This is a genomic window from Chitinophaga sp. CC14 (genome assembly GCF_048957795.1).
Classification (GTDB): Bacteria; Bacteroidota; Bacteroidia; order Chitinophagales; family Chitinophagaceae; genus Chitinophaga; species Chitinophaga ginsengisegetis.
The window spans coordinates 109928-124575 of sequence record NZ_JARBFY010000001.1; the positions used below are offsets into that span (position 1 = coordinate 109928).

12 protein-coding genes are annotated in these 14648 nt (G+C 46.7%); 4 read left to right on the plus strand and 8 right to left on the minus strand.

Annotated elements, in window-relative coordinates:
• Positions 1–211: 211 nt before the first annotated feature.
• Complete coding sequence (gene leuS, locus PV783_RS00515) at positions 212–2977, plus strand: leucine--tRNA ligase (protein ID WP_363433082.1); 2766 nt, start codon at positions 212–214, stop codon at positions 2975–2977.
• A 493-nt stretch (positions 2978–3470) separates the two neighbouring features.
• Here the strand turns inward: leuS and PV783_RS00520 are convergent, their stop codons facing one another.
• From PV783_RS00520 to PV783_RS00535, 4 genes are all read right to left on the minus strand, one after another.
• Positions 3471–3740, minus strand: coding sequence for a hypothetical protein (locus PV783_RS00520; RefSeq protein ID WP_420986852.1), 270 nt, complete (start codon positions 3738–3740; stop codon positions 3471–3473).
• Positions 3741–3807: 67 nt separating this feature from the next.
• On the minus strand, positions 3808–4074 hold the full coding sequence (locus PV783_RS00525) for a hypothetical protein (RefSeq protein WP_420986853.1): 267 nt from the start codon (positions 4072–4074) through the stop codon (positions 3808–3810).
• A gap of 10 nt (positions 4075–4084) precedes the next feature.
• Complete coding sequence (locus PV783_RS00530; protein WP_079473548.1) at positions 4085–5494, minus strand: radical SAM protein; 1410 nt, start codon at positions 5492–5494, stop codon at positions 4085–4087.
• On the minus strand, positions 5487–6245 hold the full coding sequence (locus PV783_RS00535; protein ID WP_363433072.1) for a prolipoprotein diacylglyceryl transferase: 759 nt from the start codon (positions 6243–6245) through the stop codon (positions 5487–5489). Before PV783_RS00535 ends, PV783_RS00530 begins: the two co-directional genes overlap by 8 nt.
• 66 nt (positions 6246–6311) lie before the next feature.
• Between PV783_RS00535 and PV783_RS00540 the strand changes: the two genes are divergently transcribed.
• Positions 6312–6998: a peptidoglycan DD-metalloendopeptidase family protein gene (locus PV783_RS00540; RefSeq protein ID WP_111579933.1), complete on the plus strand. Its 687-nt coding sequence runs from the start codon at positions 6312–6314 to the stop codon at positions 6996–6998.
• A gap of 83 nt (positions 6999–7081) precedes the next feature.
• Complete coding sequence (locus tag PV783_RS00545) at positions 7082–7933, plus strand: endonuclease/exonuclease/phosphatase family protein (RefSeq protein WP_420986854.1); 852 nt, start codon at positions 7082–7084, stop codon at positions 7931–7933.
• A 69-nt stretch (positions 7934–8002) separates the two neighbouring features.
• Here the strand turns inward: PV783_RS00545 and PV783_RS00550 are convergent, their stop codons facing one another.
• The 3 genes from PV783_RS00550 to PV783_RS00560 all read right to left on the minus strand — a co-directional run bounded on the left by PV783_RS00550 (position 8003) and on the right by PV783_RS00560 (position 12637).
• Positions 8003–8764 carry a hypothetical protein gene (locus PV783_RS00550; protein ID WP_336389031.1) on the minus strand — a complete coding sequence of 254 codons (762 nt, stop codon included), beginning with the start codon at positions 8762–8764 and terminating at the stop codon, positions 8003–8005.
• Positions 8765–8903: 139 nt separating this feature from the next.
• Positions 8904–10217, minus strand: coding sequence for a M20/M25/M40 family metallo-hydrolase (locus tag PV783_RS00555; protein WP_420986855.1), 1314 nt, complete (start codon positions 10215–10217; stop codon positions 8904–8906).
• An 8-nt stretch (positions 10218–10225) separates the two neighbouring features.
• Entirely contained in the window at positions 10226–12637 is a 2412-nt protein-coding gene (locus PV783_RS00560; protein ID WP_420986856.1) for a TlpA family protein disulfide reductase, read from the minus strand.
• 102 nt (positions 12638–12739) lie between these two features.
• Here PV783_RS00560 and ruvB point away from each other — a divergent pair, with 102 nt between their 5' ends.
• Positions 12740–13768, plus strand: coding sequence for a Holliday junction branch migration DNA helicase RuvB (gene ruvB / locus PV783_RS00565; RefSeq protein ID WP_079473644.1), 1029 nt, complete (start codon positions 12740–12742; stop codon positions 13766–13768).
• A 177-nt stretch (positions 13769–13945) separates the two neighbouring features.
• Here the strand turns inward: ruvB and PV783_RS00570 are convergent, their stop codons facing one another.
• Positions 13946–14647, minus strand: coding sequence for a response regulator transcription factor (locus PV783_RS00570; RefSeq protein WP_420986857.1), 702 nt, complete (start codon positions 14645–14647; stop codon positions 13946–13948).
• Between the last annotated feature and the right edge of the window lies 1 nt (position 14648).

A 14648-nucleotide genomic window follows, 5' to 3' on the forward strand; every position in this document is an offset into this window, starting at 1 on the left:
AATTTTGCCAACCCGGTCAGGTAATACACCCTTTCCGGACAATAGAACGGCAATATATAGAGATGTTGGGGAATGACATTGGAGTATTAATGAATTTAACATTATTTTGCTGAACAGGCATTAGAACAACTTTTTAAATTATAACTGATAACGCCTTAATGACCGGACGTATTGTTTATATCCGGACAATTAAGGTTCATCTACAACAGATATGGAATACAATTTCAGGGCAATCGAAAAAAAATGGCAGCAACAATGGGAGCAATCGCATGCTTACCGTGTGAGCAATAACAGTCCCAAGCCCAAATGTTATGTACTGGACATGTTCCCCTATCCTTCCGGAGCCGGCTTACACGTAGGCCATCCGCTGGGATACATTGCAACAGACATCTATTCGCGCTATAAAAGACTAAAAGGCTTTAACGTGCTCCATGCAATGGGATATGATGCGTTTGGTTTGCCAACAGAACAATATGCCCTTGAAACAGGTCAGCATCCCGCTGTAACCACCGAACAAAATATCAAAGCCTTCCGTGAACAACTGGATAATATTGGTTTTTGCTACGACTGGGACCGCCAGGTAACCACCAGCGACCCTTCCTATTATAAATGGACCCAATGGATCTTCCTGCAGATCTTTGAAAGCTGGTATAACCGCAGCACAAAGAAAGCAGCACCCATCGCGTCCCTGGTAGCTATTTTTGAGAAAGATGGTAATGCCGGTCATATCTGCCCCGGCGACCGGAGCATACAATTTACTGCCGCCAACTGGAAAAGCTATAGTGAGCAGGAACAGCGCAACATACTGATGCAGTACCGCCTGGCCTACCTGGCGCACGCCGAAGTTAACTGGTGCGCAGCACTGGGCACTGTACTCGCCAACGATGAAGTAGTGAATGGCGTGAGTGAACGCGGCGGCTATCCGGTAGTGAAGAAAAAGATGAGCCAGTGGTTTCTGCGTATCACCGAATACGCCAACCGCCTCCTGGAAGGACTGGAAACAGTATCCTTCAGCGATGCCATGAAAGAAATGCAGCGCAACTGGATCGGTAAAAGCCAGGGAGCCGAAATTAAGTTCGCCCTGAAAAACTCCACCGAACACGTGGAAGTATACACTACCCGCCCCGATACCATTTTCGGCGTGGACTTCATGGTAGTGGCGCCTGAACATGAACTGGTATCCCGGATCACCACTCCGGAACAACAAGCCGAAATTGATAAATACCTCGAATACGTGCAAAGCCGCTCCGAAAGGGAACGCATGGCCGATGTAAAACAAATCACCGGCTGCTTTACCGGCGCATACGCCATCAACCCGTTTGATGGCCGCGAAATCCCCGTGTGGATTGCGGAATACGTGCTGGCCGGCTACGGTACCGGCGCTATTATGGCGGTGCCCTGCGGCGATCAGCGCGACTTTGGCTTTGCCAAACATTTCAATATCCCCATCACCAACATCATCGGCGATGCCTTCAACGGGCAGGAAGCCAATCCTACCAAAGAAGCCAAACTGCAAAACAGCGGCTTCCTCGATGGCATGGACATGAAACCCGCTATGGATGTGGTGATCACCAAACTGGAAGAACTGGGAATCGGCAAACGCCAGATCAACTATAAAATGCGCGACGCCGGCTTTAGCCGTCAACGTTACTGGGGCGAACCTTTCCCCATCATCTATAAAAACGGTATTCCTTACGCAATGGATGAAAAAGACCTGCCGCTGGAATTACCGCATGTGGAAAACTATAAACCCGGCGAAGAAGGCGAAGGCCCCCTGGCCAACATTACCGATTGGGTAAACGTGGCCCCCGGCGTGAAACGCGAAACTAACACCATGCCCGGATACGCCGGCAGCAGCTGGTATTTCCTGCGCTACATGGACCCGCATAATGATAAAACCTTTGCCGACCGCAAAGCTACCGACTACTGGAACCAGGTAGATGTATATGTAGGCGGTACCGAACACGCCGTAGGACACCTGCTCTACTCCCGTATGTGGACCAAAGTGCTGTACGACCTTGGGCATATCGGTTTTGATGAACCGTTTAAGTCGCTGATCAACCAGGGGATGATTCAGGGTTCCTCCCGTTTCGTATATCGTATTCATGGAACCAATGAATTTGTTTCCGCAGGCTTAAAGGATAACTATCAAACCGACAGGCTTCACGTAGATGTAAGTTTCGTTGATGGAGTAACGTTAGATACAGAAGCCTTCAAAAAATGGAAACCTGATTATCATGGTGCCACTTTCATTCTTGAAGACGGTCAATATATCTGCGGAACAGAAGTGGAAAAAATGAGTAAAAGCAAGTACAACACCGTTAACCCAAACCAACTGGTGGAAAAATACGGCGCTGATACTTTCCGCATGTACGAAATGTTCCTGGGCCCGGTGGAACAATCCAAACCCTGGGATACCAAAGGTATTGAAGGCGTACACCGCTTCCTGAAAAAACTATGGCGCCTCTTTGCCGATGAGCAGAAAGGCATCCTGGTGAATGAACAACCAGCCACACCGGAGGAACTGAAAATACTGCATAAAACTATCCAGAAAATAGATCACGATACTTCCAGCTTCTCCTACAATACAGCGGTGAGCCAGTTTATGATCTGTGTAAATGAACTCGCTACCCTGCGTTGTCACAAACGCAGCATCCTGGAGCCATTGCTGATCCTGCTCACCCCCTATGCGCCCCACCTGTGTGAAGAACTGTGGCAATACATCGGCAATAATGAAAGCATACTGAATGCACTTTACCCGGTGTATGACGAACAATACACAAAGGAAAGCGCCTTCAATTACCCGATAGCGATTAACGGTAAAACCCGCTCTGAAATGGGCTTCTCACTGGATGCGGCTATTCCTGATATTGAAAAAGAAGTGCTGGCCAGTGAAGTAGTGCAGAAATGGCTGGAAGGTAAAGCGCCTAAAAAGGTGATTATCGTAAAAGGAAAGATGATTAATGTGGTGATATAGCGGAGGTTGTCTTTCCCAGGATTCTCCTGATTTTACTGATTAACTTTTTGTGATTTTGGGAAATTAGGGGATAACAGGGATTGCTTAAAGATTTACTGAGGAATGCTTCATCTATACTTAGCATATGCTTAGGACATGCTTAATACATGGAGATTCCCCGGAGGTGACGTGGAGGGGACGTGGACTTGATCATGTAACCCTTTACCACAGGGCTTTACAGACGAAAAAGTACAGGGTGCTTATGCAGGTGCTGCCATATAAGTAAAATGGCATATATATCAAATATACTGGTGTAAGTAATTGAGCGGCATTTAATAAATCATTGCAGTTAAATGCCGCTCACCTTATTAAATTATTTAAGGAATGACGTTGGTGAAGCCTTTAAATTTCACTGAATTTTCCAAAAATTCTATAAAACGCAAAAAATAAACCAATTTTCCGTAGAAAATACCGGATATTTAATAAAATCCGGCCAGCGCATAACGGGCCTTTTTTATGCTATGCCAGTATAGGAAATTAATGCTACTATAAAGGATGCAATGGTTCCAATAATCAATACTCCTCCGGCAATCAATAACGACTTGCCCAACTGCCGATCTCCTGTAAACAGCAATATTAATCCCATAATGATATATCCCCCTATCAGGTATTTAAAAATGCCCAGGTGCTCCATAGTGGCTTGCGGCTCTATAGCAAACAATAATGCAGTACATACTACGGGAATTAATATTAAAAGCAGTACTTGTTTTAAGGTTTTATTCATCGTTTAATTTATTAGGAAGCAGCTACACCAATGCAACATGTTTTAAAATTCTTCTCATAAACATCGCTTACCGTATACTCAAACCGCTCAAAATAATCCCGCAGGTAGACAACCCCACCAGCAAAATAATCCCTGACGATAACAACAACACTTTCCCCATATGATTCTTATTAACAATGACCAGGATGAGGCCAATCACAAAATAGGCCGCTACCAGGAACATCGCTATCAATCCGGCAGCAATGATACCTTCATCGCCGGCTATGCACATCACCAGGAAAATGCCCAGTGGTATCAGGGTAAATAAGAGTACATCTTTGAAAAATTTATTCATATACAATCATTTAAACGATAGGAATAAAGGTCCGTTCTTCCTGGAGTTGTTTTAAATAGGCTTCTTTGTCATCGCGGTAAAACAGGTTCATGGTTTCAAACGGGATGATGCGGCCATCTTTATGTACAATATGCACGCACGATTTTTTAATGGCGCGCACATCAAAATCGTAGGCATCCAGGAAACGCATGATCACAATGCGGAACAGGTTCGTATAGTCGAGACCGGGAGCCTGTACCTGTGGCAGGCAGCAAAGCAGCGACTGCATATCATTTACGGCAGCATCGGTAGAGATGCCGGTACTGAATATTTTCAGGATGTGCTGGTGCAGCCTTTCGTCCTGTTCATACACGATGGTATTTTTTGAATTATTCAATAATACAGCAGGATCTACGTAGCGGGTGAGCGGAAATACCTGTCCGTCTATTTTGAGTGCATAAGCCATTGCTAACGCATCAGGGTTGCAGGGAACGGGAATAATGTCGTGATCGTTCCAGATGGGTGATTGCTCCAGGATACGCTGCCGTACTTCTGTAAGCGTAATACGATCCGTGGCGGGGTCGAAGCCATCGGTGCGGCCTGCCACCTGCACCGGTTGAAATGTAACACCACGAACGCAGGGTTGCTTCAGGGCATAGTCGATAATGGCGCCCATTTCATCTTCATTCACGCCGCGTTGCAGGGTAACCACCAACGTGGTGCTGAGATTTACTTCATTGAGATTTTCCAGCGCCTGTTTTCTTACATCCGTCAGATCCTTTCCACGCATACGTTCCAGCGCTTCCGGCTTAAAGCTGTCGAACTGAAGATACACTTCAAAATCCGGCATATAGGTGGCCAGTCGTGCGGTGAATTCTTTATCTTTTGCGATACGCACACCGTTGGTGTTGATCATAAGATGGCGGATCGGTTTTGTTTTGGCGATATCCAGTATTTCAAAGAACTGTGGATGGATAGTAGGCTCTCCCCCGCTGAGTTGCACCACATCTGGTTGTCCTTCGTTTTCCACGATGATATCCAGCATCTGTTCTATTTCTTCCAGGGTGCGGTGCCGGCCGTAGTGTGGCGACGACATCGCGTAGCAGGTAGGACAGGTAAGGTTACAGCGGTCTGTTACTTCAATCACGCTCAGGCAGGAATGCTGTTCATGATCTTTACAGAGGCCACAATCATAAGGGCAGCCGTAATGTGTGCTGGTATTGGTTTTCAGCGGTGCTTCGGAAGGTTTGTTATAGTTGCGGGTATTTTTGTAGTAATCGATGTCGGTAGCGATTAACACCTTTTCTTTTCCATGATGCGGACAATGCTTGATCATGAAAACCTTTTCGTCTTCAAATATCACCTTCGCGTCTACACGGCGTAAACAGGTACTGCAGATACTGAGTGTAAAATCATAGTAGGTGTAATTTTTTTCAGGCATATTGTTTTTGTGTTAGTCGTGAAGGAAAAATAATCACCGGCGAATAATAGAGTAATCCGGCCAAACAGGCCAGCTGTATGGATCCCAGCCCGAAAGCGAAGCGATATCCCGGCTTGATAAAATCCAGGCCGAAACGGAACAGCAGGTAGGCAATCATGAAAAGTTTAAACCGTGCGCCGTTTACCAGGGAATAGCGGTGGCTGATGCCGGTTAACATCTGCCATAATAATATTAAAAAAATAATTTCATAGAGAGATACCGGGTGCCGGGGGATGCCATCGCCCAGATCCATGCCCCAGGGCAATGAGGTGGGCAGTCCGTAGGTTTCTTCATAAATACCCATCGTAAAACAACCTATACGGCCTATGATCATGGCCAGTATCAGGGGATACACAAACAGGTCGCCCGTGGAATGCTTTTCGCCGATTATTTTCTTGATCAGCTCCACCCCGATCAGCCCACCCAGCAATCCTCCCACGATGGTTTTATTCTGATAGATATAAAAAAGCAGGTTATTGGCCTGATACAGGCCCGGCGGGTTTTCCAGCGCACCTAACAACCGGCTTCCGAATAAAGCGCCGAAAATGGCGCCTATAATGGCCCAGAGGCGGTTACTGCTTTCTATCCGGTCGCCCTGCTGCCGGCGCAGGTATAAAAAATACCGGAAGCCGATAAACATGCCCAGGGTTTCCGTTACAGCGTGCAGCGGAAGATGTAAGGAAAACAAATTGATATAGATGGGGAACTGCAAAGGACCAGCATTATTTAATACACAAATTAATATTTATATTTAGACGAAAGTCAAGCATCACAAAATATGTTACAGGAGGTATTAAAGAAATATCAGTCCACCTTTAAGCCGGTTATTCCGCTTTTGGGAGATCATGAATCCCTGCTGGTAATGGATTTCACCGCCAATAACACAACCCTCACCAAAAACATACTGCAGGATATTAACCGGTTTAGCCGGTATATCGACAATACGCTGGAGCAAAGTGGCTGCCGGCTGGGTATCGGCGGCTATGCGGAGCATCGTACTATTTATGCGGTAAGCCCTCATTTTGATGCCGGGGAAGAACCACGGCGCTTACACCTCGGTATTGATGTATGGGGAGAAACCGGCACCCGGCTTTATGCCCCTATGAATGCGCATGTACATAGTTTCCGTTTTAATGATCATTTCGGGGATTATGGCGCTACCATCATTCTTCAGCACCAGCTGGACGGATACACCTTCTATACCCTGTATGGTCACCTCAGCATTTCCAACCTCCAGGGGTTGTATGAAAATATGCCCATCACTGCGGGACAGGCGCTGGCTCATTTCGGTACGCCGGCTGAAAATGGCGGATGGCCGCCACACCTGCATTTCCAGGTAATTGAAGATATGCAGGGTTTCCGCGGCGATTATCCCGGCGTGTGCCGCTACAGCGAAAAAGAAAAATACCTGCAAAACTGCCCCGACCCCGACTTAATCCTTCAACTCAACCAGTATACCCACTAAAAATATCTTACTGATAAATTATTCCTGCTTCACTGGGATTTATGCTTCCCCGTGTTATTTTTACAGGCTAAAATTGAATTAGTATGAGAAGACTATGGCTGACAGTTTTTTGCTGCCTGCTCGTGAGCGCTCTTGCCGCACAGGTTCCATTGAAGGTGATGACTTTCAACATACGGTATAATAACCCGGACGACAGTGTTAATGCGTGGCCACACCGCAAAGATAAAGTAGCATCCGAAATCCTGTTCCTGGGCGCCCATACGCTGGGTGTGCAGGAAGCACTATACGACCAGATGCAGGATCTTCAGCAAAGGTTGCCCCAATATAAAATGATTGGTGTAGGCCGCGACGACGGAAAAACAAAAGGAGAATTTTCCGCGATATTCTACGATACTGCCCGTTTGCAATTGTTAAACAGTGAAACTTTCTGGCTGTCGGAAACGCCTGCAATAGCCGGTCATATCGGATGGGACGGCGCCTGCGCCCGTATTGTTACCTGGGGAAAGTTCAGGGATAAAAAAACAAACAAGCTGTTTTATCACTTCAACACCCACTTTGATCACATGGGGAAAATTGCCCGTAGGGAAAGCGCGAAGCTATTGCTGCAACGGGTACATCTCATTGTGGGAAAAGAGGCAGCCATTATTACCGGCGACTTTAACGCGGTGCCATCTGATGAACCCATTCAGATTATTATGAATCCCAATGATCCGCTGCATTTAACCGATAGTAAGGCAATCAGTAAAACGCCGCACTTTGGTCCTGCCGGCACTTTCAACGGATGGAATATCGCAGAACGGGACAACCAGCCCATTGATTATATCTTTCTCAAAGGAAAATACGATGTTTTAAAACATGCCAGCATTTCTGAAACGTGGGAAGGAAGATATGCGTCTGATCATTTCGCGGTGTATGCGGAGATTATTATAAGATAGTAAAACAATAACGGATCTGCAGAGAAGTGTATCTCTCCACAGATCCGTTATTTTAAAAGTTTTCGCTACTTAGTCGTGCGTATGTTCCACTGACATACTGTTTTCCAGTGCATCCACCACCTTGTTATGGAGGTTGCCGTTAACATCTATGCTGATCTGTAACTTACCATTGGCAAAGGAGCCGGTAAAGTCGCCGATCTGCAGTTTGGTGAGGATGAGGTCCATAGAAATTTTGAGGGAACCTTTCCAATCAATTTTGGTGTCGGTTACCACTACATCCTTTCCATGAGCCTGCAATTCAATCTTGCCGGAGAGCAGGATTTCAACTGGAATTTTCTTGCTGTCCCAGGTGATAAAACCTTTCAGTCTTACTGCGGGATCTTGCTTATCCCCTTCTACTCTTGCATACACTTTTACCTGCTGGTAAGTTCCTTTAGGAATTTTAATAGCACCTATTATAGCAGGTACTTGTTTCAGGTCAATCTGCCTGTCTGTTTTTAATTTGAATTCCACTTCATCTTTACCACGTCTGGCATCGAAGCGGATTTCTCTTAAACGTGCAGTGGCAGTGTCCCAGGTGATGTCGAAACCTCCAGAGGCTGCTTTAGCCATAGCTGCATCTCCGGTGAGAGCAGATAAGCGTCCTGAAGCATCAGGTGATAACGTGGCAGTTGGGTTGATCGCTGAAATTTCATAGTTCACGCTGGCAGCATCCGCGTTGTCGATTGGTTGATTGGTATCTGGTTTAGCCATGTCCGTATTGGCACACGACGATAGTAAGATACTTGCAATGCCTATAGCACCGCAGAAATGTAGGATTCCGGTTTTCATTATCGATATGGTTTTAAATGACTAATTGGGAAAAGTCGTGCAGTAAATTTAACAAAGAATTTGGAGAAAAAAATAAGTTCACTGTTAATTAAAAAAGAATGATCCGGTTGAGCTTCGTTCAACCGGATCAATATATGAGTCATTTTCTCAGCAATGCCTTCTCAATTCGTGTAGGCGTATCCGTACCATTCACAATAGTACCGGCGCTGATGGCAATTGCCTTAATAATATCGGTAATGTTTTTAATATCAAGTGTAGCCAATTCATCTTTCACGGTGTGATAGAAGTGGTCTTTATCTATCTGCGTGGTGGAAATTGTATGTGCCGGAACGCCTTGCCTGGCAAGGGTGGCATTGTCTGACCGGTAAAACAGGTCCTGCTCCGGGTAAGGATCGGGATGGAAGGTAAAGCTCGATCCTTTCAGGTTGCGTTGAAGGATAGGGCCAAAGCTGGATCTTTCAAACCCGGTGATAAAGGCGCTGTTCTTCCCGAATTTGGACTCCTTACCAATCATCTCAATATTAAACATGGCCACTACTTTCTCCGGATCCTGGTGTTCTGAAAAATAACGTGATCCATGTCCGCCGGATTCTTCTGCTGTAAAGGCTACAAAAATCACGGAGCGTTTGGGAGGGTGTTTCTTAAAATACTTCGACAGCATGATTACCGCTGTGGTACCCGATGCATCATCATCTGCGCCGTTGGCGATACTGTCGCCTGCCTCGGAAGGTAATATACCCAGGTGATCGTAGTGACCGGAGAAGATCACGAACTCATCTGGTTTGGTGCTTCCTTTAATCATACCGGCTACGTTGGCAAAATGCTGCCCGGTAATTTCGCGGCGGAGATGAAGGCTCCAGGAAGCGGTATCTGCCACGGTCTCTTTTGCGAATACGAGTATAACCTGCTTTTCAGCGGGTGGTACTGCTTCCAGTTCACTCTTTGTATCATAGCTGCGCTCTGAAAAGGAAGCAGTGATATTGCTGATGTAACCGGCCATTGCCGCGCCTACCCAAACGAGGGTATTCTTTTGCAGCGCTGCCGGGTTACGCAGTATTTTCATCAGCTCAGCCGGTTCGTTGGCATAAACGGTGTTGTAACTGCTGTCTTTTTCCCAGTCGAAGCTGCGGCCGGTGCCTATAGCGGCCACGGGCCAGTCTTTAGTTTCCCCGCTAACGGTAAGGGATACACTGGCTGTTTTTAAACTGAACTTGCCGAATTCCTGCAGAAAGCTTTTTTCGCCGGGCAGTGGTTGAATACCTGCTTTGGCAAACTCGCTGCTGATAAACTGCGCTGCCTTTTCAATACCGGGTGTGCCGGGGTAACGTCCTTCCATGTCGTCGGCAGCCAGTGTGCTGATGATGCGGGCTACTTCCTTTTCTTTGATATCCTGTGCATAACCGGTAGTGGAAAGGCTGCCGGCAGCCAGTAATAATAACAGTGATTTCTTCATATAAGCGGTTAATCCTTTTTCTTGTTGTCTATTTTGATGGTGGATGGTTGTTCTTTTTCCTGTGTGAAATAGGCATTGCTATATGCCTGCAGGATGGAAGCATAGTCTGCTCCGAATTGCAAGTCTAACATTTTCCCATCAGGCGAAACTAACACTTTGGTAGGATAACCTTTTATTTTGTAAGATTTTTCGATCTTATCGTCGGCGTGGGCGGCCGGGAAAATGTATTTGTTGGCGGTAATGAAACTGCGTGTTGTTTCTATTGGCTCGCGGCAGGAAACGGCCAGGATGGCGTTCCCGGGATACTTCCCGGCATTTATTTCTTCCGCCAGTTGATTGAGGTGTGGTAAGTCTTTCCGGCAGGGCGGGCACCAGGTGCCCCAGAAGTCGAGCAGCAGCCATTTGCCCCGGTAATCTGCCAGGCGGATATTTTCATTGTTCATCCCTTTCAGCGTGAAATCAGGTGCATCTTCCCACTCCTTCAGTAATACATCCCGGAAGTAAGCATTGAAAGATTTACCGGGAAAGTGTGCATTAAAAAAGGCGCTGGTACTGTCCAGCATATCCGGCTGGGCGGAAAGCTGTTTCGACAGCACTCTCATGGCCTCTTCCGGTTTGCCGAGTGCTTCCAGCTCTTTAGCGAAATGAGCGCTGTAATTTTCTTCCGAGTGGAGAAAATGGCGATCGTAAAAACTTTCATGAGCTTTTTCCGCGTTGCTTTTCGGGGCAGTGCCTGCCGCGAGCGCCAGGTAGTTCAGTGCTGATTTTTTATCGGTCGCCTTTGTATGTTCGTATTTAAGATAATAAGCGTGTGAAAGGATATTTTTATTCGCTGCTTTTTTACTTTTCAATTCCGGATGCGCTGTCCAGAAAGCGGTATCGGCCTGGTTATTTTTAAGATCGGTTAATGCCTTGTCCAGTAAAGCATCTGCGGCAGCCGGCATATTGGCTTTGCGCAGGATATCCTGCACCAGCAATTCATAACGGGCCGCTTTACCCAGCGTCATTTCCGCCGGACTTATTTGCCCGAAATCTGCCGCAACACTTTTTAATATAGCCGTATCCGTTATATACATGGCTTTATTCCATAACGACATTGGCCGTAAAGACACCTGCAAAATACTGTCCTTTTCGGCCATCATCCTGGTCATCAGCAACTGGGCGCCCGCAGGCGCTTTCCTGCTTTCTTCAAATATCTCCGCGATGCGCGCTTCGCTGACGCCTCTGCTGCGAAACTCCTGCCTTGCTTCCGTGGTATCAAAATCACGTTGTGGTAAATATTGTGCGAAGGATTGATCGAGCCAGGAGTTGAGCATGCTTCCGTCGGCAGGCAAAAGTTTCAACAGTACCATTGCACTATCCGGATTTTGATAGTAAGTATTCTGTAATTTATTAAACAGGTGAGAAGATGATCCTGCCAGTGCTGCTGAAGGAAGATCTTTCAGTGCATGCTGGTATTGCTCATACATGTATTCAGAACCGCTGCCATAAATATCCAGTTTTGCCAGTTTAAAAGCCAGCCGTTTGCCGTACTTAGGCGTAGTCACCGCGAGGAACTGTGCAATTTTTGCGGAATCGGATTCCCCGTTTACCTTCAGCGAGTTACTCATTCTGCTCATACGTACCAGTGTGTTAGCCCAGGCTGTATCGGCCGGCAGTGCTTTAGGAGGAGACGGTAATATGTTTACTTCTCTTGCCGTTAACACCTTGCCGTTTCTCATCGCCTGCCGGCTTATGGACCTGAACTTCTGCACATTCCCCTTGTTACGGGAAAGGGTATACGAAATGGCGCCTGTTACCACCACGCTGTCGCTGTTGTTCTCTTCCGGGGTGCCTGCTACTTCCACCAGCTCCTTTTCTGCGTTCACAACTTTGAATTTCCAGGGGCTTTCTTTCCATTCATCATTTTCAGCCAGCTGTTTGGGCGATGTGGGGAAAAGGAATTTCAGTTCCATCTGCAAAAACTTCCAGTTGCCGGCAAGAGCATCCTGCATTTCGCCGGGCAAGCCCAGGGAAGTTCCAGCCGCTTTAGCAACAGCCGCTGTATTACTAGGCTCACTGATACTGTCGTTGGCAAATATTTTAAATTCCAGCGGCTGATGTAACAGCTGCATAAACTCCATGATCCTCCATTCTCCGGCATACGTATCCGGATCTGCTGAATTAAAATTAGCGCCCGATCCATGGACAGCTACACTCTCCAGCACATATACCGCATTGGTGCTGCCATCCGGGTTGTTGCCGGTAATAGTAACCCGTACTATTTTCTCCACTTCCTGTACAATGTGTGGTGGAAAACTATCTTTTACGACTAACTGGTAGCGCCAGGAATCATTCTTCTTAAATTTTAACTGGGCAATGGTGGCAAGGGGGCTGCAGGCAAGGGCTAAGTAAACAAGGAGCAACAGGTACTTTGGCATATCAGGGGGTGGTTTTATTCTCTCAAAATAAACATATAAAAACGAACATACAATAGCTGCCCGCTACCTTTGAATATTTGTGTATTTTTGGCATATACAATTATGTCCAATCAGCCTTTAAGACCAGAAGAGAATAAGCTCAGCGCCGCTGAGAAAGAGTTCGAGAATAGTATACGTCCGCGGGAGATCCTCGATTTTTCCGGGCAGGACCAAATTATCGAGAACCTGAAGATATTCATTAAAGCGGCGAAAATGCGTGGGGAAGCGCTTGACCATGTGTTGTTCCACGGCCCTCCGGGTCTTGGTAAAACCACGCTGTCGCGTATTGTAGCGAATGAGCTGGGCGTAAATATCCGCGAAACTTCCGGGCCGGTGATTGAAAAGCCTGGCGACCTGGCCGGCCTGCTGACCAACCTGGAAGACAAAGACGTGTTGTTTATTGATGAAATTCACCGGTTGAGTACCGTAGTGGAGGAATACCTGTATTCCGCCATGGAGGACTACCGTATTGATATCATGATTGATACGGGCCCCAGTGCGCGTGCCATACAGATTAACCTGCAGCCGTTTACGCTGATCGGGGCCACTACCCGGTCCGGGTTGCTTACTGCCCCGCTGCTGTCGCGGTTCGGGATCAAATCGAGGCTGGAATATTATAATGCCGCCACGCTGCATAAAATCCTGTGGCGGGCTGCCGGGTTGCTGAATACAAAGATCACTTCCGATGCGGCCAGTGAAATAGCCCGCCGGTCACGTGGTACGCCGCGTATTGCCAATGGGTTGCTGCGCCGCGTGCGCGATTTCGCCCAGGTAATAGGCAATGGGGTTATTGATATGGAAATAGCGCTCCTGAGCCTGAAAGCACTGAATGTGGATGAATATGGCTTAGATGAAATGGATAACCGTATTCTCAATACAATCATTGAAAACTTCAAGGGAGGACCGGTAGGTATCACCACTATTGCCACTGCGGTAGGGGAAGAAGCGGGTACCCTGGAGGAAGTATACGAGCCATTCCTGATACAGGAAGGGTTTATTAAACGTACCCCGCGGGGAAGGGAAGTAACGGAGAAAGCTTATATCCACCTGGGGAAGACGTCTTTCCGGGGAGGAACAAATATGTTGTTTTAACGCGGATGTTGTCTTTCTCAGGATTCCCCTGATTTTACTGATTTCCTTTTGGGGATTTTATAAAAGATTAAGAGAGATAGAAGCGGATATTCGCTCTTATCTCCCTTAGTTATTTAATCAAAAAAATAAATCAGTAAAATCAGGGGAATCCTGAGAAAGACTAAATCCGCTGCGATCCTACTCTTTCACTACCAGTCTGAAGCCGTTACCATGAATATTCACGATTTCAATATTGGTATCGTCTTTCAGGTATTTGCGCAGTTTGGCGATGTATACATCCATGCTGCGGCCGTTGAAGTAGGTATCGCTACCCCATATTTTCTTCAGTGCCAGTTCGCGTGGTAAGAGATCGTTTTTATGTTCACACAACATGTGCAGCAATTCGTTTTCTTTAGGGGATAACGTATGTGTTTCACCGTTATGGGCCAGGGTGCGCAGGCGGGAATTGAAGGCATAAGATCCGATCACGAATTCGTGAATTTCTTCTTCCTTGTTATTCAGTTCCTGGTTGCGTTTCAGGATAGCTTTGATTTTCAGCAGCAGTAATTCGCTGTCGAATGGCTTGGAGATATAATCATCTGCGCCTAATTTGTAGCCCTGGATAATATCTTCCTTCATGGTTTTAGCGGAGAGGAAGAAGAGGGGAATATCGGGGTCTACGTCCCTGATTTCTTCCGCCAGTTTAAATCCGTCCATATTGGGCATCATAATGTCCAGCAGACAGATGTCAAATTTTTCGCGGCGGAAGGCTGCCAGGGCCAGGATACCATCGCGGCATAATTCCACATCATAGTCGTTCAGCTCCAGGTAATTTTTCAGCACCATACCCAGATTGGTATCATCCTCAGCCAATAATATTTTCGGTTTACGTTCTTCCATA